General features: G+C 64.5%; 16 protein-coding genes. 6 read left to right on the top strand and 10 right to left on the bottom strand.

Annotated elements, in window-relative coordinates:
- Window positions 1-28 precede the first annotated feature (28 nt).
- A complete protein-coding gene (locus J2Y55_RS19345; RefSeq protein WP_310156868.1) occupies window positions 29-772 on the top strand; it encodes an SDR family NAD(P)-dependent oxidoreductase in 744 nt (247 codons plus the stop codon).
- A 110-nt stretch (window positions 773-882) separates the two neighbouring features.
- Here the strand turns inward: J2Y55_RS19345 and J2Y55_RS19350 are convergent, their stop codons facing one another.
- A complete protein-coding gene (locus J2Y55_RS19350; protein ID WP_310156870.1) occupies window positions 883-2,067 on the bottom strand; it encodes a retroviral-like aspartic protease family protein in 1,185 nt (394 codons plus the stop codon).
- Window positions 2,068-2,179: 112 nt separating this feature from the next.
- On the bottom strand, window positions 2,180-3,907 hold the full coding sequence (gene mqo / locus J2Y55_RS19355) for a malate dehydrogenase (quinone) (RefSeq protein ID WP_404978975.1): 1,728 nt from the start codon (window positions 3,905-3,907) through the stop codon (window positions 2,180-2,182).
- 709 nt (window positions 3,908-4,616) lie between these two features.
- Here mqo and J2Y55_RS19360 point away from each other — a divergent pair.
- The gene (locus J2Y55_RS19360) at window positions 4,617-5,786 is read left to right on the top strand and encodes a GGDEF domain-containing protein (protein ID WP_310156876.1); all 1,170 of its coding nucleotides are present in this window, start codon (window positions 4,617-4,619) and stop codon (window positions 5,784-5,786) included.
- A 91-nt stretch (window positions 5,787-5,877) separates the two neighbouring features.
- Here J2Y55_RS19360 and J2Y55_RS19365 read toward each other — a convergent pair whose 3' ends face one another.
- The 6 genes from J2Y55_RS19365 to lysM all read right to left on the bottom strand — a co-directional run bounded on the left by J2Y55_RS19365 (window position 5,878) and on the right by lysM (window position 12,199).
- Complete coding sequence (locus J2Y55_RS19365; RefSeq protein ID WP_310156878.1) at window positions 5,878-6,804, bottom strand: c-type cytochrome; 927 nt, start codon at window positions 6,802-6,804, stop codon at window positions 5,878-5,880.
- Window positions 6,805-6,986: 182 nt separating this feature from the next.
- Entirely contained in the window at window positions 6,987-7,418 is a 432-nt protein-coding gene (locus tag J2Y55_RS19370; RefSeq protein ID WP_310156881.1) for a c-type cytochrome, read from the bottom strand.
- Window positions 7,419-7,669: 251 nt separating this feature from the next.
- Window positions 7,670-9,979 carry a xanthine dehydrogenase family protein molybdopterin-binding subunit gene (locus tag J2Y55_RS19375; RefSeq protein ID WP_310156883.1) on the bottom strand — a complete coding sequence of 770 codons (2,310 nt, stop codon included), beginning with the start codon at window positions 9,977-9,979 and terminating at the stop codon, window positions 7,670-7,672.
- Between the two features lie 98 nt (window positions 9,980-10,077).
- A complete protein-coding gene (locus J2Y55_RS19380) occupies window positions 10,078-11,028 on the bottom strand; it encodes a DUF3829 domain-containing protein (RefSeq protein WP_310156885.1) in 951 nt (316 codons plus the stop codon).
- A 54-nt stretch (window positions 11,029-11,082) separates the two neighbouring features.
- Window positions 11,083-11,397, bottom strand: a complete 315-nt coding sequence (locus J2Y55_RS19385; protein WP_310156888.1) for a rhodanese-like domain-containing protein — start codon at window positions 11,395-11,397, stop codon at window positions 11,083-11,085.
- Between the two features lie 358 nt (window positions 11,398-11,755).
- Entirely contained in the window at window positions 11,756-12,199 is a 444-nt protein-coding gene (lysM, locus tag J2Y55_RS19390) for a peptidoglycan-binding protein LysM (RefSeq protein WP_310156890.1), read from the bottom strand.
- A 232-nt stretch (window positions 12,200-12,431) separates the two neighbouring features.
- Between lysM and J2Y55_RS19395 the strand changes: the two genes are divergently transcribed.
- The gene (locus J2Y55_RS19395; protein ID WP_310156892.1) at window positions 12,432-12,860 is read left to right on the top strand and encodes a GlcG/HbpS family heme-binding protein; all 429 of its coding nucleotides are present in this window, start codon (window positions 12,432-12,434) and stop codon (window positions 12,858-12,860) included.
- A gap of 163 nt (window positions 12,861-13,023) precedes the next feature.
- Window positions 13,024-14,079 carry an NAD(P)/FAD-dependent oxidoreductase gene (locus J2Y55_RS19400; RefSeq protein WP_310156894.1) on the top strand — a complete coding sequence of 352 codons (1,056 nt, stop codon included), beginning with the start codon at window positions 13,024-13,026 and terminating at the stop codon, window positions 14,077-14,079.
- Between the two features lie 39 nt (window positions 14,080-14,118).
- Here the strand turns inward: J2Y55_RS19400 and J2Y55_RS19405 are convergent, their stop codons facing one another.
- Window positions 14,119-16,620, bottom strand: coding sequence for a hypothetical protein (locus J2Y55_RS19405; RefSeq protein ID WP_310156896.1), 2,502 nt, complete (start codon window positions 16,618-16,620; stop codon window positions 14,119-14,121).
- 172 nt (window positions 16,621-16,792) lie between these two features.
- A complete protein-coding gene (locus J2Y55_RS19410; RefSeq protein WP_310156898.1) occupies window positions 16,793-18,028 on the bottom strand; it encodes a urate hydroxylase PuuD in 1,236 nt (411 codons plus the stop codon).
- Window positions 18,029-18,177: 149 nt separating this feature from the next.
- On the opposite strand from J2Y55_RS19410, the gene uraH reads away from it, so the two are divergent.
- Both uraH and puuE read left to right on the top strand, forming a co-directional pair.
- Window positions 18,178-18,534: a hydroxyisourate hydrolase gene (gene uraH / locus J2Y55_RS19415; protein ID WP_310156900.1), complete on the top strand. Its 357-nt coding sequence runs from the start codon at window positions 18,178-18,180 to the stop codon at window positions 18,532-18,534.
- Between the two features lie 3 nt (window positions 18,535-18,537).
- Window positions 18,538-19,959, top strand: coding sequence for an allantoinase PuuE (puuE, locus tag J2Y55_RS19420; protein WP_310156902.1), 1,422 nt, complete (start codon window positions 18,538-18,540; stop codon window positions 19,957-19,959).
- The last annotated feature ends 126 nt before the right edge of the window (window positions 19,960-20,085 follow it).

Genomic DNA, 20,085 nt, shown 5'->3' on the forward strand with positions numbered 1-20,085 from the left:
CCTCCTACATCCAAACCAGGGGTTTTCCATGACTTCATTCGCAGGCAAGGTTGCAATCGTTACCGGCGGCGGCACGGGTATCGGGCGCGCCACCGCTCAGGCGCTCGCAGGACAAGGCGCGGCGGTGGCGATCATCTATTCACGCAGTCTCTTCGAAGCAGACGAGACGGTCCGATCGATCCGCGATGCTGGCGGAACCGCAAGCGCAGCACAGGCCGACATCCGGGACGAGTGCGCCATCGCCACCGCGATCGAGGCCATCGCCGGCGAATTCGGCGGGATCGACTATCTCGTCAATAATGCCGGCGTCACGCGACAGCTTCCATTCGCAGACCTCGATGCAGCAACGGATGCGATCTGGGACGAGCTTCTCGCGGTGAACGTCAAAGGCACATTCAACTGCTGCCGTGCGGCGAGCCGCCATATGCAGGCGCGTCCCGGCTCGTCGGTCGTCAATATCGGCAGCATCGCCGGCGAGACCGGATATGGGTCGTCATTGCCCTACGCGGTATCGAAGGCGGCGGTCCACGGCATGACCCGTTCTCTCGCTCGCGCGCTGGCTCCAGCGACGCGCGTCAACTGCATCGCGCCCGGCGCCGTCGCGACCCGCTGGTGGCAAGGCCACGAGGACAAGATGCAGGCGCTGGCCGGCGATCTTCCGCTAGGGCGGATATCGAAGCCGGAGGAGGTCGCCGAACTCACCTTGTACCTGCTGCAGGCAAGCTCCGTCACCGGTCAGATCTGGCGTATCGAGAACGGGCAGACGCTATAGTCCGGCTGGTCTGCGAACCGTCGGCAGGATTTCGAACATGCGGCGCTCGCCTCACTGGCGCTGATGCGACGCGCGAAGAGGCTTCCATCTCACCGGTAGGCTTGTATCTGCTATGGCTTGTCCTTCCGTCCGCGCGGCTTGATCCGAACGTTCCGCTGGTCGATGACGACGTCAAAGCGCGAGAGGAAGCTCATTCCAAGAAGTCCGTCGATGCCGTTGCCGTAGGTGCCGCGACTGTCGCTCTGGACAATGACCGGAACATCCATCGCTTGCACACGTCGAAGCTCGATCCGCGATGCGCGTCCTCGTCTTGCCTCGGCGATGCCATTTGCAGTGTGCATCTGAACTTTGCTCGTCATATCGACAGCGATTTTCGCACGGTCGGCAAAGCTCTGCTTCAGGGATACAAAGGTCGCGCCCGTATCGATCAAGAACATCCCTTTGATGCCGTTGATCGTCGCCGGGACCGTTATGGTCTGGCCCTTGCGTGTGATCGGGATCGTCTCATCGACCGCCACGGCCTTCGCGGCGCATTGGCCCTTGGCGTGCAAGGCGCCGATCATGGCCTGGGTTCGGCTGTTGTCGTTCCGCGCCGGATTCAGGGCAATCCAGGCCTCTATCGGAACAATCGCCTCGCAAAACTGCCCGCTTTTTTCGTAGGCGCGCGAAACGCCGAAATACCCTGCCGAGGAAATGCGATCCTTGTCTCCAAACAGCGCAATGGCCGTCAGATAGTCATCGATGGCGTCATTGGGTTTGCCCGCTCGATCGCGTGCCAGCGCACGGAGATAGTAGCCGTTATCGGAATGGGGCTGCTCCTCGATGATCTTGCTGGCGACCTCCGCAGCAGCGGTCCAATCCGACAGGTCGAGCAACAGATTGGCGGCACGGCGCAGTCCGTCGAGATGGCCCCTGCAATTATCCGAGAATCGGATCAGGGCTTTGGCGGCCTCGCGGCGATACCCTGCCTGCCTCAACCCCTCTGCAAGTCCGACAACCGCCTCCCTGTCGCAAGGTTCACGGAAAAGCGCTTCGACATGGGGCCCCAGAGTCCGCGCCAAAGCGAAGGTGTAGGGGAATTCTATACCGAGCGCCGACTGTACTGATGCCACGCGGTCAAGATCGGACTGCGCGAGGGCACCGCCGCCAGAGGCTACGATCAGGCCAAAGACAACCCCGATAAATCTCGACACGAACTGGACAGGCGGGCGGTCACCAACCCGCGCTCTGATGCCGCCTGCCACGTAGCGCGCCCCACATGATTTTGTTTTGAACCCCGAGCCAGGCTGACGCATCGGCAGCTCAAGCGCAAGGCGGCCTGCTTTTCATCCAAAGCCGACTTCGCCCCGACAGAGCAGCCCTCCCCCGTCTTCGCCGCTCTCCGCCCGCCCGCCGAAGCGGGCTGATTTACCCTCGAACCATGCCGTCATCCCAGGGCAGGCTGCAGTCCTGAGCCAGGAATGGAGAATCGACGCACGTCGTCATCGATTCTCCCCTGTCGGAGCGCTGTTCACCCCCCCCCCCCGCAGTAGCCTTGACCGAGACGGCGGGCGAAGCAACTGCGAGTTCCAAGGCCTTCTCCGTCATCGCCCACTCATCCGCGATCATGCCGGGATTGTCATTGAGCTTCACCCCGTAGCTCGGGATGATCTCGCGGAGCTTCTTTTGCCATTCGGGGGTCGCGACCTTGTCGGCGAACACCTTGCCGAGGAGATTGATCATGATCGGAGGCGAGGTCGAAGCCCCCGGGGACGCGCCGAGCAGCGCCGCCATGGACCCGTCCGCAGCCGCCACGATCTCGGTTCCGAAGGTCAGGACGCCGCCGCTCTGGGGGCTCTTCTTGATGATCTGAACCCGCTGCCCCGCCTGCCAGAGGCGCCAGTCTTCATCCTTTGCCTGGGGCAGATATTCCCGCAGCGCATCCATCTGGCCGCTATGGGACATCATCAGCTGCCCGGCGAGATATTCGACGAGATCGAATTCGTTCCACCCCACGGACACCATCGGCCGGATGTTTTCCAGCGAGACCGACGACGGCAGATCGAAATAGGAGCCGTTCTTCAGGAACTTGGTCGAGAAGGTCGCGAACGGTCCGAAAAGCAGGACCTGCTTTCCGTCGAGCATTCGCGTGTCGAGATGCGGAACGGACATCGGCGGCGAGCCGACGGACGCCTTGCCATAGACCTTCGCCAGATGGCGGTTGACGATTTCGGGCTTCTCCGTGACCAGGAAGGAACCGCCGACCGGGAAGCCGCCATAGCCATGGGCTTCGGGAATATCCGCAAGCTGCAGCAGAGGCAGCGCGGTGCCGCCCGCGCCGATGAAAACGAAGCGGGCGTCGACGGTTTGCACCGCTTTGCCTGTCTTCAGGTCGAATGCCGAGACGCGCCAGGTGCCGTCGCCATTCCGGGTGATCGAGCGGACCTCGTGCCCGGTGAGCAGGCGAAATTCCGGCTGGCTCTTCAGGAACGCGGTGAACTGGCGCGTGATTTCACCGAAATTGACGTCGGTCCCAAGCGGCGATCTGGTCGCCGCGAGCTTCATCGAAGCCTTGCGGCCCTCCATCATGATCGGAACCCATTCGGCGATCTTCGCCGGGTCCTTCGTGAACTCCATCCCGGAGAATAGCGGGCTGGCTTTCAGCGCCTCGAAGCGCTTCTCGAGAAAGGTGACGTTGTCGTCGCCCCAGACGAGATTCATATGCGGCGTCGAGTTGATGAAGGAGCGCGGCTCCTTCAGGACGCCCTGCTTCAATTGATGCGCCCAGAACTGACGCGAGATCTGAAACTGCTCGTTGACGCCGATCGCCGTGGCAATCTGCACATTCCCCTTCGCATCCTCAGGCGTGTAGTTCAGCTCGCAAAGCGCCGAATGGCCCGTGCCCGCATTGTTCCAGCCGTTGGAGCTCTCCGCCGCGACGCTGTCGAGACGCTCCATCAGCTCCATGGTCCAGCGCGGCTCGAGCTCATGGAGCAGCACGGCCAGCGTGGTGCTCATGATGCCGCCGCCGATCAGCAGAACATCGACCTTCCGGTCCGCAGCCGCAGCGCGGTACTGGCGGCCCGTCAGCGAAATCCCTGCCGCCGCAACGGCCCCGACTGCCACAGCCGAACCAACCAGCCGCCGACGGGTCAGCGAGAACCGGCCCTTGTCCTTCTTCGAGCCGGCCGGCGGTACCTTATCATCAGTATCGTTCAATGTAGACATCCAGTTTGGTTGTTAGAGCTCTTGTGAGAGAGCCTTATCGTAGATAACAGCGATATAGCCTGCGTATAAGGCATATCGACGCGCCTCTCAACCGGCCACTTGGCGCACATCGATCTTGTCGGGGAACTTCGAAGCAGGGCATCAACTACCGCAACGGGAGCATTTGCTCGATTCCGTATGGTTTCGATTGAGACTAATACGAAAAGAAGCGACTTCGCGTCCATCCTGCTGCCCGTTCGTGGACCAAGCGCCATGCGCGAGACAAGGCCGATGGGACCACCCCCTCCAGCCATCGCCTACGATCCCTATGGCAAGTTGCGGCATGCCGCGTAGCGCGCCGCCCGATGAGGAGACGGCCTCGTCAAGATCGGCGCTCGCGATCATATCGATGGCTTCGTTTGCCGGTCCGCCGGCTCGGCGCTTTCACGAACCGTCGCCGCAGGAGCCCGGCATGTCCCGTCTGAAGCGTGCCCAAATGCGAAGCCATCGAGGCATCGAGGCATCGAAACCCGGCATGCCGCACATCTTCACAAGCTACCGTTAACCCACGCGGACTAGCTTCCCCCACATGCTGGGCGATTTGGGAGCACGCGATCATGCCTGAGGCCGGCTTCAGACCCTGCTGACGACAATACCAATGGATCTCACAACCCTTTGGCATCTGACGACCGGAACCCTGCTCGTCGCGGCCGCCATGACCCTGTGGGAATGGAAGGCGCAGGCGCGACGCTCACGTGAGCTCGGCCTTTGGGCTTCCGCCTATGGCTTCTTCGCCTTCGGCTGCATCCTGGCGCTGAATCGGAGCCTGCTTCCCGGCGTCGCCGGCCCGGCCGCTACGAATGTCGTGATGATGCTGGGCTACTTGCTGGTGCTGCAGGGTGCCTTGGCGCTGGACGGCCGCAGGCTGCACCCCGCTTTCATCGCCGCCCCGCTCGCATTCATCGGCGCAGCTTGGTTTGCCGTCGGCGCCGGCTCGGCCGATCTCCTCTGGAACCATGTCAGTTCATTCCCGATCGCCCTCGTCTGCGCGCTGACCGCGCTCGCTTTGCTGCGCAGCCGCACCGCGAGGGGGCTGCGCTCCCGCCCGATCGCGGTCGCGGTCTTCGCCGGCCACGCCCTGTTCTACTGCGCCCGCGCCTTCGCTGTCCCCGCGCTCGCATCGGCCTATGGCGACGCCGTGCTGTCCATCGTCGCCAGGCTCACCATGTACGAGGCCGTGATCTTCAGCGTCACCATGGCCATGTCGCTGCTGGCGCTTGTGCGGGAAGAGGATCACGCCCGGCTCCTGGCCAGCGCCCGTACCGACTTCCTCACCGACCTCAATAATCGCCAGGGCTTCTTCGAGCTCGCGCCAAAGCGCCTGAGCCAGGCCGAAAAGGACGCCTCGCACGCGCTGCTCGCGGTCGATCTCGATCACTTCAAGGCCATCAACGACCGATACGGACACGAGGCCGGAGATCGCGTTCTGAAACTCTTCGCCAACATCGTCAGGGAGGTCGCGGGCCCTGACGCCATGAGCGCCCGCCTGGGCGGGGAGGAGTTCGCGATCCTGCTTCCGAACGTGACGGGCGAGGATGCCCTCCTGGTCGGACAGAGCATCGTCCGGCGCTTCGCCGAGACGGCCGCACGAGACGACGAACTGGGGATTCCCGCCACGGTCAGCATCGGTCTCGCGGAAGCCGGGAGCCAGGAGGCCGATCTGACCACGCTTCTGGCCACAGCCGACCGTGCCCTATACCAAGCCAAGAAGCTGGGCCGCAATCGCGTCGAGAGCGCCAAGCCGGATCGGGTCGCCAGGGCAGCGTAGAAGCGCCTCTCCTAGTCCACGATCATCGGGTCCGCCTGGACCGGCGCCAATGATCTCCAAGCCTGGCCGACCCGATCGTCCCGCGATGCGCCTACCGTTTCGCCGGCCCCTGCACCGCCGGCAGCGACTTCAGATATTCCGCCATCGCCAGCCGGTCGGCGTCGGAAAGCTGCGCAATGTTGCGCACCACCGCCACCATCGAGCCGCCGACGCTGTCGAAGCTCGGCGTGAAGCCGGTCTTGAGCAGTTCGGCGATCTCCGCTTTCGACCATTTGCCCAGGCCGTCCTCGGCCTGGGTGATGTTGGGCACCCAGCCCTTGCCTTCCGGATCGGGCCCACCGGCGAAGCGCATCGCCTGGACGATGGCGCCCAGCGCGTTGCGGCTCGAATGGCATTCGGCGCAATGGCCGGGGCCGTTCACCAGATAGAAGCCGCGATTCCATTCCTCGCTCTTGCCCGGGTCGGGCTTGAACGAGGCACCGTCGAAGAAGAGCAGCTTCCAGCCGCCGACGACGCGGCGGATATTGAAGGGGAACGGCAGTTCATGCGGCGCGGCCTTGCCCTCGACCGGCGCGAGCGTGCGGATATAGGCGAAGAGATCGGCCAGCGCCTTGGGCGGGATCAACCGGTAGGAGGTATAGGGGAAGGCCGGATAATAATGCTGTCCGGCCGGCGAAACGCCCGTCGCCATCGCGTCGACGAAGTCCTTCACACCCCAATTGCCGATGCCGTCGCGCGTATGCGGCGAGATATTGGGCGCGTGGAAGGTGCCGAAGGGCGAGCCCAGCGCAAGTCCGCCGCCGAGCCTGAGCTTGTCGTCCTGGCCGGGCGTGGCGTGGCAGGACGAACAGCCGCCCGCGGCGAAGAGCAGCTTGCCGTTCTCGATGTCTGGCGCCGGCAGCGCGCCGATCTGCGGAGCAGGCGACACCACGCGCGGGTCGGTCAATACGTAGAAACCGGCAAGGCCGAGCGCCGCCAGCGCGACGAGGGTGACCAGCAAGCGGCGCAGCAGCAGCATTCTCATCCTCTCCCGAGACAGCGAACGGTCTGGCTCGAAATCGCGACGTCATCCCGGACACGTCGCGAAGCGACGCCGATCCGGGATGACCCCGCATGGTCGAGCAAGACCGATATAATGCAGGAATGGAACGCGCCGCGCAGCAGAAAGCTCCGCCGGCCGCCGTCAAAAACCGGTAGCGCTCACTTCTTGATGCGATAGGTCTCGTGGCAGGCAGCGCAGTTCTTGGTGACGGTGCCGAATGCGGTGCGGAACGAGGCGAGATCGGTGGTGGCCGTCGCCGCAGCCGCGGCATCGCTTTCGAACTTGACCTGCGCCGCCTTGAAGCCCGCCTGATCTTCCCAGATCTTCGGGCCGGCGGTGGTGTCGCCGGTCTTCGAACTGTCGGGAAACAGCGTCTCCATCTTCTTGCCGGACTCGACATAGGTCTTGAAGATGCCCTGGACCTTGGCGGCGTCGAACGCCTCCTCGCCCTTGGCAATCTTGGCACCGAGCCCGGTGGCTCCGCCGATTGTCTTCATCGTGGCCTTGCGCTCGGCAATCGGATCAGATTGCGCCATGACGGCGGAAAAACCGAGCGCCAGAACGGTGGCGGCAAGAGCAAAGCGGATCATGCGTCGTCATCCCCAAAAGGCTGTCCGGCGCTCAGGATGACGCCGGTTAGAACCTTTCCAGATCACAACAGCGCAGCGCTCCCGCCAAGCCGGTCTCACGCGATTGGCATTTGCATTAGAGCAAATGCAATCTTGCATTAGAGCCGGATCCGATCAGGTCGAGGCGGCCTGATCGGTGAATCCGTCTCTACAATTAGAGATAGAGACCGTTTTATCGATCAGCTTGCAGTGCAGGCTGATCGGAACGGGCTCTACAGCGGATACCCGGCCTGCTTCAGCGCATTGAAGACCTTGATCGGGGTTGCCGGCATGTCGATCGCCTTGATGCCGGCCGCGCGGTCGAGCGCATCCACCATCGCGTTCATCACGGCAGGACAAGCCCCGATGGCGCCCGCCTCGCCCGCGCCCTTCACACCCAGCGCATTGGTCAGGCAGCGCACATTGCGCGTCTCGAAATGGAAGTTCGGCACGTCGACCGCACGCGGCAGGGCATAGTCCATGAAGGTCGCGGTCAGCATCTGCCCCTCGGCGTCGAAGCGGATCTCCTCCATCAGGGCCTGGCCGATGCCTTGCGCCGCGCCGCCATGGACCTGCCCCTGCAGCATGATCGGGTTCAGGGTCACGCCGAAATCGTCGACCACGACATAGTTGAGGATCGCAGTCGCCCCGGTACCGGGATCGACCTCCAACTCGCAGACATGGGTGCCGTTGGGATAGGTCGCCTCCGGCGGCTGCCAGCTCTGGTGCACCTTGAGCATGGCCGAGGTCGCGCCCGGCAGCGCAGCGATGGCGGCAAGGTCGAGCGCCTTGTCGGTGCCGACGACGCGCACCGCGCCATCGACGATCTCGAGATCACCGACGCCGGCTTCGAGCTTCTCCGAGGCAAGCTGCTTGAGATTGTCGGAGAGGATCGCGGTCGCCTTGTCGAGCGCCGCGCCGCCGACCGGGATCGAACGCGAACCGCCAGTGCCCGAACCCGTCTCGACCTTGTCGGTATCGCCCTGGATGACGCGGATGCGGTCCATCGGAATGTCGAGATGCTGAGAGACGAGCTGTGAATAGGCGGTCTCATGCCCCTGCCCGTTCGACTGCGTGCCGATGAGCACGGTCACCATGCCGTCCTTCTCGAGGATCACGGTCGAGCTCTCCGGCCCGCCGCCGCCGCAGGCTTCGATATAGCAGGCGAGGCCGATGCCGCGGATCTTGCCGGCCTTGGTCGAGGCCTTGAGGCGGCTCTTGAAGCCCTTCCAGTCAGCCACGTCCATGGCGCGGCGCATATGCCCCTCGAACTCGCCGGAATCATAGACCGGCCCGGTCTGGGTCTTGTGCGGCATCTCGCTTGGCTTGACGAAGTTGAGCGCACGCACGGCGTCGGGCGTCTTGCCGGTCTCGCGTGCGACTGCATCGACCAAACGCTCGATCAGATAGGCTGCCTCGGGGCGGCCCGCACCGCGATAGGCATCGACCGGCGTCGTATTCGTCAGCACGCCCCTAAAGCGCACATGCACCGCGGGAATGCTGTAGCAGCCCGGTGTCATCGTTGTCCCGACCCAGGGGATGAAGGGCCCATACTGGGAGAGATAGGAGCCCATCTCGGCGGCGAGATCGACCTTGAGGGCGATGAACTTGCCCTTTTTGTCGAGCGCGACCGTCGCCGTGGCGAGATTGGCGCGGCCATGGGTGTCGGCAAGGAAATGCTCGGTGCGGTCGGAGACCCAGCGCACCGGGCGCTTCAGCATCTCGGCCGCGACCATGGTCAGCGGGTATTCGCGATACATGAAGATCTTGGTGCCAAAACCGCCGCCGACATCGGGCGTGACGACACGGATGCGCTTGGGATCGACCTTCAGGATATAGCTCGCCAGGATATCGCGCGTGCCATGGCTGCCCTGGCTGCCGAGCGTCAGCGTCCAGCGCTTGGTCTCCTTGTCGTATTCGGCAATGCAGGCACGCGTCTCCATATAGTTGGAGGCGAGCCGGTTGTTGACGATGGTGACGGAGACGGTGCGGTCGGCCTTGGCGAAAGCCGCTTCGGTCTTGGCCTTGTCGCCCTGCTCAGCCTCGAAGGCGACATTGCCCGGCCGATCCGGCCAAACCTGCGGCGCCTTGGGCCCCAGCGCAGCGGCGATGCCGGTGATCGACGGCAGCGTCTCCCAGGAAATGTCGATGGCCTCGGCTGCGTCGCGCGCCTGGTCGAGCGTCTCGGCGACGATGAAGGCGACCGCCTCGCCGACATGGCGCACGGTATCGGTCGGCAGCACCGGCACGGGCAAGGGCACGACCGGCTCGCCCGAGATCGTCTTGATCAGACCCTTGCAGGGAATACCGCCGAGATGGGCGACGTCCTCGCCCGTCAGGATCAGCTTCACGCCCTTCATCTTGCGGGCCGCGCTCTTGTCCCGGATCGTGAACCTGGCATGCGCATATTGCGAGCGCAGCACGAAGGCATGCAGCGCGCCCTCGACGGCCGTATCATCCGTGTAACGACCTGCGCCCGTGGTCAGGCGGTGATCCTCAACGCGCCGCACGGGCTGGCCGAATCCGAATTTCATGGGACGCATGAGCCGATTTCCTCAGATAAGTCGAATGAAAGACTGGCCTAGAAACGCGGCTCAGTCACCCCGGCGCGCAACACGCCGGGATGCATGCAGCGCATCGCTCAGCGGGCAGTGCGGATCGCGGTCTCCGATAGCGAGACCATGGTGTTGTAGGAGCTGACGAGCCAGTTCGCATCGTTGGCTGCACCGCGCCGGACATCGCCCTTGCCGCGGCTGAGCTTGTCGCGAAAATCCCTCAGCCTGCCGAGCCAGGAACTCGCTTGGCTTTCGATGAAGGGCACGCCTTTAGGCTCGGTCTCCTTGAAGCGGTCCATCTCGCGCACAGCGCCGGCATAACCGGCCACGGCCGCGTCGAACGCCTTGAGGCCGACGACCGGCTTCTCATTGCTCGGCATCAGATCCATCACCACCCGGGCGTTGATCATGATATTGCGGACCTGCCAGCGCGCTGAGCGACCCTCCCGCTGCTCGACAGCGGCGAGCTCCCGCTGATCGAGCCCTTTCTTGTAGACGCGCATCTGGGCATCGAGCGTCGCGCGTTCATCGAGGAAGGTTTTTGCGGCCGGCACCATCAGCATGTGCAGGCTGCGCCCTTCAGTGGCGTTGTCGTCGCGATAATCCTTGCGCTCGTAATAGCGCTCCGCCCTGGTAACCAGCGGGGCGAGCTCCTGATAAGCCTTGATGTAGCGCCCGATCGTCTGGTCGATCTCCGGCAGCGCCGGCGCCTGGGTGACGGCCTCCTCGGCGCGCTTGATCTCGCCGGCGACGTCATAAAGGCTGTAGAGCCCGTAATCGATGTAGCGCTCCTTGCCGGTCGGCCCCTTCTTCATGTCGACCCAGCTCGCATAGCGCTCCCAGGATTGGATCGCGCGCAGCGTCCGGTTCATCAGGGCGGTATAGGCGTTGGACTTGGCGATGGCGGCCTGGAGGCCGGCCTCGTCGGCGGCAGGCGCGGCAGTTGTCGCTGCTCCCTGAGCCAGGGCGCCGGCAGGCGTCAGCGCCAGGAGCGCGAAGGCAAAGGCCGCGCTACGGAAAAACATGGAAACCGGCATGTCTGAATCCTCGTCATCCGTCGCGGCTTGAAGGTCGCAGGCCCGGCCAAGCCCTCAGCGCTCGACCGGCCCGCCCCGCATCGCCCAATCCTTGAAGCCGCCGAGATAATGGCTGTCGATGTCGAGCCCCGCCGATTGCGCGAATTCGAGCGCGCGCAGCGAGCGCACGCCGGCCGCACAGGAAAAGACGACGCGCTTGCCGGGCTCGTCGGGAATGGCGGCGGGGTCGAATTGCGAGAGCGGCAGCGAGGTCGAGCCCGGAATATGGCCGGCCGCGAATTCATGCGGCTCGCGCACATCGACCAACAGGATCGACCCATCCGCAAGCCCGGCCTTGACGGCGTCGATATCGAGGTCCTTCACGATCAAGGCGCATCTCCAGCTCAATCCAGCAGCTTCACCAGATAGAGCGTGAGCGCCGGAAACGCCACCACGATGCCGAGCCGAATGCCGGCATCTGGATCAAGCCTCGGATCAATTCGCCGACGAGGGGTTATCGTCATCGAGCAGCTTGGCGCGCATCGATCAGGTGCAAGCGAAGCTTGGCGGTCGCCGCTCCATGTGCGGCCGCAACGAGCCGCGCAGATCCATCCCCTGCAGAAGAGACGGGGAGCCCAGAATCAGCAGGGCCCTGGCTCCGGCACTGATTTGGGACTGATATGGCGGCTGCGTCCGGAAGGGACGCAGCCTGTCTCGGGATCCGTCACCGGATCGCGCAGAGCCTCACTCAGGCCTTCGCCGGAATCCGCAGCACCCAGCCCGGCTGGATCAGGTCGGGATTTTTCACCGGCGGCGTATTGGCCTTGACGATGTCGGTGTATTTGGCGCCCTGGCCCTTGCCGTAATGCTCTTCGGCGATCTTCCAGAGCGTGTCGCCCTTCTTGACCGTGTAGAACACGGCGGCGGCGGCTTCCTTGGTCACCGCGAGATCGGATTCGACCGAGGCGACCCCGGTCGTGTTCCCCAGCGCCAGGATGATCTTCTCGGCCTGCTCGGTCGAGACCGCCTTGCCCGAGACCTTCACCTTGTCGCCATCGATCGAGATCGCGACGTCGGACGGCAAGCCATGACCGGCCAGCTCTTTCTGCAACTCGTCCGCCGTGGCGGCCTTGGCTGGGCTCGAGCCGAAAATCTTCGCGCCCGCGTCCTTGATGAAACTGAACAGACCCATGAGGCTTCTCCATCTGTTGGGGGGCATATCAAGCCCTCTCAGCATGATAAGTTCAAGACAGACGTTGCATTTTTGCGCGAATACAACTCTTCCTTGCGTCATCTGGCAGGCCTTTTTCGGCACAACTGCTCTGACGCGGCGGCCTCTTCCCCACGCAATCACGGGCTGGCACAAGCGCCCCAGAACACCCGCCCCAAGACACTAGCCCCAGGACACCGACGGAGTTCCCCCGATGCTGACGCTCGCCCAGGCCCAGACCATTCTCGCAACCGCTCTCTCCTACGCCGAAAAGGGTGGGTTTAAGCCGCTTACCATCGCGGTTCTCGATGCGCGCGGCGCGCAGAAGGTCTTCGCGGCGCAGGACGGCACCAGCCTCAAGCGCGGCGAGATCGCGCTCGGCAAGGCCCATGGCTCGATCGCGATGGGCCTTGGCTCGCGCGCGCTCCACAAGATGGCACAGGAGCGGCCTTATTTCATCGAAGCGGCGACGCATGCGGTCGGCGGCTCACTCGTGCCGGTGCCCGGCGGCGTGCTGATCCGCGACACGAACAACATGCTGCTCGGCGCGGTCGGCGTCTCCGGCGACTCCTCGGACAATGACGAGGCCGCCGCCGTCGCCGGAATCACCGCTGCCGGCCTCAGGGCCGACACCGGCGCCTAAAGCACGCGCCGATCAGGCCGATCCGACCTGATCGGCTCCGGCTCCAGTCTCTCCCGAAAACACGCGCGAACCCAAAAACACTTGCCAGACGCCGCGCGAGGCATCATGTCACGCGCGGCGCTGTTCGGTTTGCAGAATTTTTGAACGTTTCAAAGGAAATGAGATGAGCGACGTGGCCGTTCCCGGTGAGGTCATCACCACGGATGTCGTGATAGTTGGCGCGGGCCCGTGCGGGTTGTTTGCGGTGTTCGAGCTGGGATTGCTCGACATCAAGGCGCATCTGGTCGACATCCTGCCCAAGGTTGGCGGACAATGCGCCGAGCTCTATCCGGAGAAGCCGATCTACGACATTCCGGGCTTCCCGATCGTCACCGGCCAGGGCCTGGTCGACAATCTGGTCGAGCAGATCAAGCCGTTTGGCCCGACCTTCCACTTGAACCAGATGATCGAGGCGCTGGAACCGATCGGCACGGCTGAGGCCCCGCGCTTCCGCCTCACCACCGATGCCGGCACGGTGTTCGAGACCAAGACCGTCATCGTCGCTGCCGGCGGCGGCTCGTTCCAGCCCAAGAAGCCGCCGATCCCCGGCATCGAGGCCTATGAGGGCAACTCGGTGTTCTACGCCGTGCGCAAGATGGAGGCCTTCCGCGGCCGCGACATCCTGATCGTCGGCGGCGGCGATTCCGCGCTCGACTGGACGCTCAACCTGCAGCCCATCGCCAAACGCGTCACGCTGATGCATCGCCGCGACGATTTCCGCGCCGCCCCCCATTCGGTCGAGCAGATGCGCGCGCTCGTCGCATCCGGCCAGATGGACATGAAGCTCGGCCAGGTCACCGGGCTCAAGGGCGAAGGCTCGGCGCTCCAGGCTGCGATCTGCCGCGACAGCGAAGGCCAGACCTTCGAGATCGCCTGCGATACGCTCCTGCCCTTCTTCGGCCTGACCATGAAGCTTGGCCCGATCGCCGATTGGGGCCTCAATCTCAACGAGAACCTGATCCCGGCCGACACCGAGAAGTTCGAGACGAGCACGCCCGGCATCTTCGCCATCGGCGACATCAACACCTATCCCGGCAAGCTCAAGCTGATCCTGTCAGGCTTCCACGAGGCCGCGCTCGCCGCCCAAAAAGTCCATCGCTACGTCTATCCCGACAAGCGACTGACCTTCCAGTACACGACCTCCTCGACATCCCTTCAGAAAAAGCTCGGAGTCGCGTGAGCAGACGCCTGACGGGGCCACACGCCCCGTCAGGCGTTCTCAGTACTCCCGCGTCGAGGACATGTGCGAGCGCTCGCCGATCTGAGGCTGCGGCACCGAACCGAGACGCAGCGTCTCCAGCGTCGCGCGCGACGGGGTCGCCAGCGCCGGCTGGAAGCGGCCGGCGGTATCTCCGGACGCGATTTGCGGCTGCAGCGGCCCGGGCACCGGGAGATCGTCCTCGATATCGCGCGGCGGATCGACGCGATCCCGGAATTCGGCCAGCGCGCCTTCTATCGGATGGAAGCTGAAGCGGACCTTATGCGTCCCGGCCGGCACCTGCACGGCGCGGAACAGCACATTCGCCTTCAGGATCTCGGTATCGACACCGTCGACCTGCGCCCGCCACCAAGGGTGCCAGATGTCGTTCAGCACGACGAAGCCGGCCTGCGTCGCCGTGATCTCGATCTCGATCTCGGTGTTCTGGTAGCGACCGAGCTTGACCTCGGCCTGAGCCGTGCTCGGCCCTTCCGGTATAGCCTCGGGCGGCTCGGAATCGAGCAGCACGACCTGATGCGGATCGACATCCGGCCAGCGCCCGCCAGCCTTCATGCCGTCGAAATCGGCCATCTGCCAGCCGCCGACGAACAGCACGCGCGGCAACGCACGAGGGTTCTCGTAGATATACCCTTCCTTGGTACGCGCGACGAGCTTGAGGTCACCGTCATGGAGCTTGTAGTCGACCTGGCCGATCGGCACCGGCGTCGCGATGTAGCGCAGGCCGAGCAGATCGGCGAGGCGGCAACGATAGGACGGGAAGAGTGGCGTGAACTTGCGCTCTTTCGGGTCGCCGATCGAATCGCGTGTACCGACGGCGTCGGAGAAATCAGCCAGCCGCAAGGGGTTGTAGCCCAGCGTATGGTCGAAGCCGTGCACCATGCCGACATTGGGCCATTCGAAGCCCATGCCGAGCAGTTCGACCCGGTCGCGGCGCGGCGAGCCCGTGGGCTGCGCGACGAGCCGCTTCAGCGCCCGGACGGTCTCGTTTTGCGTGTCGGGACGCAGCACGTCGTACATGTCGGGCGACAATGCGGTCGATTCATTGGGGCCATTGTTACGGCCGAGATCGGCACCGATGACGCCCGTGACCAGGACGGCAGCGGCAAGCGGGCCGATGCCGTTGCGCCAGCGCATCAGGATGCCCACCACCAGCAACGACGCGCCGAACCACGCCACGGCGGAGGCTGCGGGCCACCAGGCATCGCGCAGATGCTGCTCATCGGCCGAGACCACGAGCGCCAGCACGATCACCGCCGCGACGACCCCGGCCCCGATCGCGAAATCGCGCTTCAGCGAGACCAGATTCGCCTCCGACAGCAGGCGATGCAGCACATAGCCCGCGAGGATGGCGCCGAGCCCACCGATCAGGAAGGTCGAATCCGCCGGCCTGCGAAAGGCCTTCACCCCCGGCAGATAATCGTAGAACAGCTGGAAAGCCGGCGTGTAGCGGCCAAGAGCAAACAGCACCATGAAGAGAAAGAGCAGGCTGAACGGCCGGACGGCCTTGTCCCAGAGCCAGCCCCGCGTCAGGCCGGGCGCGATCAGCAGGAGCAGCGGCAACGCACCGATATAAACCTGTCCCATGTTCTGCGACAGGAACAGCTCCTTGGCATTCCAGGCGGGGCTGTAAGGGCCCCAGAAATCGACGGCCGGATCGCGCGCGCCGAACAGATCCGCGACGAAGGCGGTCAGCAGCGAGGCGGGGTGCAGCGAGCCGCGGCCTGCCTCGACGAAATCGATCTCCGGCCGCGTCGTCGCCTCGGCGAAGAGCCAGGTCCAGAGCAGCGGCATGGCGATGGTCAGGATGCCGGCCAGGCTCGCCACCGTGATCGGCGCGAGGCTGGTGCGGACGGCAGCCCAGCCGCCCGAGAGCCAATGCGCCAGGACCATGCCGATCAGCACATAGGCGCCGAGCATCGCAACCTGGTCCGGCTCCAGCACCATCATGCCGCCGGCGAGGCCAGCGAGCGCCCCGGAGAGTAGCGAGGAGCGTTGCAGCATGCGCGCCGTCAGCCAGAAGGCGATGGCGAAGAAGGCAAGGCTCGCGATCTGCCCGACATGCTGCACGCGCCAGGCGGCCGAGGCGCCGAAAGCGAAGACGATCGCCGCGAGCAGGCCGCCGGCAGGGTGCCATTTGCGGTCGCGGAAGAACATCAGCAGGGCAAGGCCGCCCGCAAGCAGATGCGCCAGCACATAGGCATCGACCTCGCGGAAGCTCGGTGAGGAGGTCAGCAAGGCGAGCAGGATCGCGGGCGAAAAGATCAGCGATTGCGGATCGGCGACCTGGGGGGAGCCACCGAAGACATTATGCGTCCAGAACGGCGACTGGCCGCTGTGCAGCGCCTGCGCCAGGAACTGGATCTGCGCCTGGAAATGCGCCTTGGCGTCGAACGGAATCGTGACGGAACCTGAAAGCCATGGCCAGCACAGGATCACCCAGACACAAACAAAACCCACGGCCGCCAGCCGATAGCTGACGCCCTTCTTCAGAAAAGTGTTCAAGCGGACCCCCCGGTCCCCTCAGTACTGGACGATCCCGGAGTCGGAACCAGCCTCCATTCTGTCAGTGTGGGAGAAAATGCAGTGGTCGATGTGAACCGAAACTGAATGAAATCGGCGCGGCGTTCAGCTTCCGCTCGACAAGGTCAAGGCTTGGTGAGCGCCATCATCCGTTTCAGCGGATATTCCCGAGCCAGGCGGCCAGCACCCGGCGTTCATCCGGGGTCATGCCGGAGAGATTATTGGGCGGCATCGCATGCGTCATCACCGCTTGCACCCTGATGGCGCGGGCATGGCTGGCGATGAGTTCCGGCTCGTGCAGCAGCACACCCTTGGGCGCGATCTGGATGCCGGGCCAGGACGGCTCCGGCGCATGGCACATGGCGCAGCGCCCGCTGACGATGGTGCTGATCTCGGCCGGCGGCAAAGCCATTCGCGCCAGCAAGACGGGCTTGGCCGCCGCGAGCGGCGAAAGCCCCAGGCGCTCGCGCCCGCCCGGTGAGGACGCCATCGCGATCCAGAAGGCGAGCCAGAGCGCCAGGATAGCGACACCCCAGCACCACCAGGGCGACTTCGCATGGTCGGCATGGCGGAGATTGTAGAAATGCCGGATCAGCGCGCCCGCGACGATGATCAGCGCCACCAGCGCCGGGATCACCGCCGAATTGGCGTAGGTCACCGGATAATGGTTCGACAGCATCAGGAACAGCACCGGCAGGGTGATGTAGTTGTTGTGCGTCGAGCGCTGCTTGGCCGCCTTGCCGTATTTCGGATCGGGCTTTTCGCCCGCGGTCAGCGCCGCGATGACCTTGCGCTGGCCCGGCATGATGTTGAAGAACACATTGGCGGTCATGATCGTCGCCATCAGCGCGCCGGTATGGATCAATGCGCCGCGCCCGGAAAAGACGCTGGCAAAGGCCCAGCTTGCGGCGACGACATAGCCGAAGCCGAGCACACCCAGCACGACGTCGTTTCGGCCCAAAGGCGACTTGCACAGGAAGTCGTAGAACAGCCAGCCCAGGACCAGCGCCGCGACGCCGATCGCCCCCGCCGCGAGCGGCGACAGCGCCATCACCGCCGGATCGATCAGATAAAGCTCCGACTGCGCATAATAGACCCAGACCAGCAGGAAGAAGCCTGAGATCCAGGTCCAATAGCTTTGCCATTTATGCCAGGTCAGCTCAGCCGGCATCACGGCGGGAGCAACCATGTATTTGCGCATCTCGTAGAAGCCGCCGCCATGGACCTGCCAGGCGCGCGCCCCTTCGCCCGGCGGAATGTCTGCGGCGGGCCTCAAGCTGGCGTCCAGATGGATGAAGAAGAAGGACGAGCCGATCCAGGCGATCGCCGTGATCACATGCAGCCAGCGCAGCAGCATGCCGCCCCATTCCATGAGATAGGCATCAAGCATCACCCGGCAGGCCTCGCGTTGCGCGCACCGGCAATTGACAGGGCCGAATCCGGGGTGGAACTCTCATGATGCGTCCAGACTAGGGTTGGCCTTTTCACGAAGGCAAGCTTCGTTCCGAGCCGCGCGCATCCGCAAAGGTATCATGACGAATGGGACGCCTCTCCACCCATGTGCTGGACACGGTCAACGGCAAGCCGGCGCCGGGCGTGGCGATCACGCTTGACCGCCTGCTGCCAGATGGTTCGCGCCGCCGCCTCGTCGAGACCCGGACCAATGCCGATGGTCGCACCGATGCGCCTCTCCTGAGCGGAGACGGGCTGACCACCGGCACCTATGAACTGAGCTTCGCGATCGGCGCCTATTTCCGCGCGCTGGGCACGCCCCTGCCCGAGCCCGCCTTCCTCGACATCGTGCCGCTGCGCTTCGGTATCGCCGATGCGCAAGGCCACTACCACGTCCCGCTCCTGGCTTCGCCCTGGAGCTATTCGACCTATCGCGGCAGCTGACCCATGACCGACACCGCCTATCCGCGCGACCTCAAGGGCTATGGCCGCGACGCTCCCAATCCGCATTGGCCGGGCCAGGCCCGCATCGCCGTGCAGTTCGTGATCAATTACGAGGAGGGCGGCGAGAACAACATCCTGCATGGCGATGCGGCTTCGGAGGCTTTCCTGTCCGAGATCGTCGGCGCGGCGCCATGGCCCGGCCAGCGCCACATGAACATGGAGTCGATCTACGAATACGGCTCGCGCGCCGGCTATTGGCGGCTCTGGCGCATGTTCACCGAACGGAAGCTGCCGGTCACCGTCTTCGCGGTGGCGAGCGCGCTTGCCCGCTATCCCGAGATCGTCGCCTCGATGCAGGAAGCCCATTGGGAGATCGCGACCCATGGCCTGAAATGGATCGACTATCGCGATGTGCCCGCCGAGCGCGAACGCGCCGACATTCTCGAAGCCATCCGCATCCAGACCGAACTCACCGGCGAACGTCCGCTCGGCTGCTATCAGGGCCGCACGTCGCAGAACACGATTCCACTCACCATGGCGGAAGGCGGCTTCCTCTACACGGCCGATATCTATGCCGACGAATTGCCCTATTGGCTCGCCGGCCCGAGCGGCCCGCAGCTCGCCGTGCCCTATACGCTCGACGCCAACGACATGCGCTTCGCCACTCCACAGGGCTTCAATGCCGGCGACCAGTTCTTCGCCTATCTCAGGGACTCGTTCGACACGCTCTATGCCGAGGGCGAGACGGCGCCCAAGATGATGTCGGTCGGTTTGCATTGCCGTCTCGTCGGCCGGCCCGGGCGCGCCGCGGCGCTGGCGCGCTTCCTCGACTACGTTCAGAGCCATGACCGCGTCTGGGTCGCGACAAGGCTCGATATCGCCCGCCACTGGATCAGGCATCACCCGCCGGCTGGCGGTTATGTGCCCTCGAAACTGCCCAAGGCGCTCTTCGCCGAGGTCTTTGGCCGAGTCTGGGAGCATTCGCCCTGGGTCGCGGCAGCCACCCATGACGCTGGCCTGGCTGCGGGCGAGGACAGCGCCGCCGGCCTGCATGCGGCGATGGCGAAAGCGATGCGCGCCGGCTCGCGCGACCAGCAGAAGGCGCTCCTGCTCGCCCATCCCGACCTTGCCGGCAAGCTCGCTGCGGCAGGCGAATTGACGCCGGAATCGAGCCAGGAACAGGCCTCCGCCGGGCTCGACCGATTGACCAGCGACGAGCGCGTCCGCTTCACCGCATTGAATGAGGCCTACAAGGCCCGCTTCGGCATCCCCTTCATCATCGCCGTGAAGGGAATGGGCAAGGACGAGATCGTCGCGGCTTTCGAAGCGCGCCTGAAAAGTTCGCCTGAACAGGAATTCGAAACAGCGCTGGGGCAAGTCGAGACGATCGCGCTGCTGCGGCTGAAGGAGTTGCTGCCGGCTTAGTCGAGGAACGCGGGGAACCCCTCTCCTGTAAGAGAGCTTTGCGTAACCGGTCTTTTTGGCGCTTGTGGAAAGTGAGCGGATGGTTTGTCGGGAGCAGGATGTGAGGCTGGACTTGCCCGAGGCGCG

The sequence above is a fragment of the Allobosea sp. BE125 genome, assembly GCF_031456075.1.
Classification (GTDB): Bacteria; Pseudomonadota; Alphaproteobacteria; order Rhizobiales; family Beijerinckiaceae; genus Allobosea.

Coding starts and splice junctions, on each gene's coding strand:
- J2Y55_RS19345 (WP_310156868.1), top strand. CDS start 29: ATGACTTCATTCGCAGGCAAGGTTGCAATCGTTACCGGCGGCGGCACG.
- J2Y55_RS19350 (WP_310156870.1), bottom strand. CDS start 2,067: ATGCGTCAGCCTGGCTCGGGGTTCAAAACAAAATCATGTGGGGCGCGC.
- J2Y55_RS19360 (WP_310156876.1), top strand. CDS start 4,617: ATGGATCTCACAACCCTTTGGCATCTGACGACCGGAACCCTGCTCGTC.
- J2Y55_RS19365 (WP_310156878.1), bottom strand. CDS start 6,804: ATGCTGCTGCTGCGCCGCTTGCTGGTCACCCTCGTCGCGCTGGCGGCG.
- J2Y55_RS19370 (WP_310156881.1), bottom strand. CDS start 7,418: ATGATCCGCTTTGCTCTTGCCGCCACCGTTCTGGCGCTCGGTTTTTCC.
- J2Y55_RS19375 (WP_310156883.1), bottom strand. CDS start 9,979: ATGCGTCCCATGAAATTCGGATTCGGCCAGCCCGTGCGGCGCGTTGAG.
- J2Y55_RS19380 (WP_310156885.1), bottom strand. CDS start 11,028: ATGCCGGTTTCCATGTTTTTCCGTAGCGCGGCCTTTGCCTTCGCGCTC.
- lysM (WP_310156890.1), bottom strand. CDS start 12,199: ATGGGTCTGTTCAGTTTCATCAAGGACGCGGGCGCGAAGATTTTCGGC.
- J2Y55_RS19395 (WP_310156892.1), top strand. CDS start 12,432: ATGCTGACGCTCGCCCAGGCCCAGACCATTCTCGCAACCGCTCTCTCC.
- J2Y55_RS19400 (WP_310156894.1), top strand. CDS start 13,024: ATGAGCGACGTGGCCGTTCCCGGTGAGGTCATCACCACGGATGTCGTG.
- J2Y55_RS19410 (WP_310156898.1), bottom strand. CDS start 18,028: ATGCTTGATGCCTATCTCATGGAATGGGGCGGCATGCTGCTGCGCTGG.
- uraH (WP_310156900.1), top strand. CDS start 18,178: ATGGGACGCCTCTCCACCCATGTGCTGGACACGGTCAACGGCAAGCCG.
- puuE (WP_310156902.1), top strand. CDS start 18,538: ATGACCGACACCGCCTATCCGCGCGACCTCAAGGGCTATGGCCGCGAC.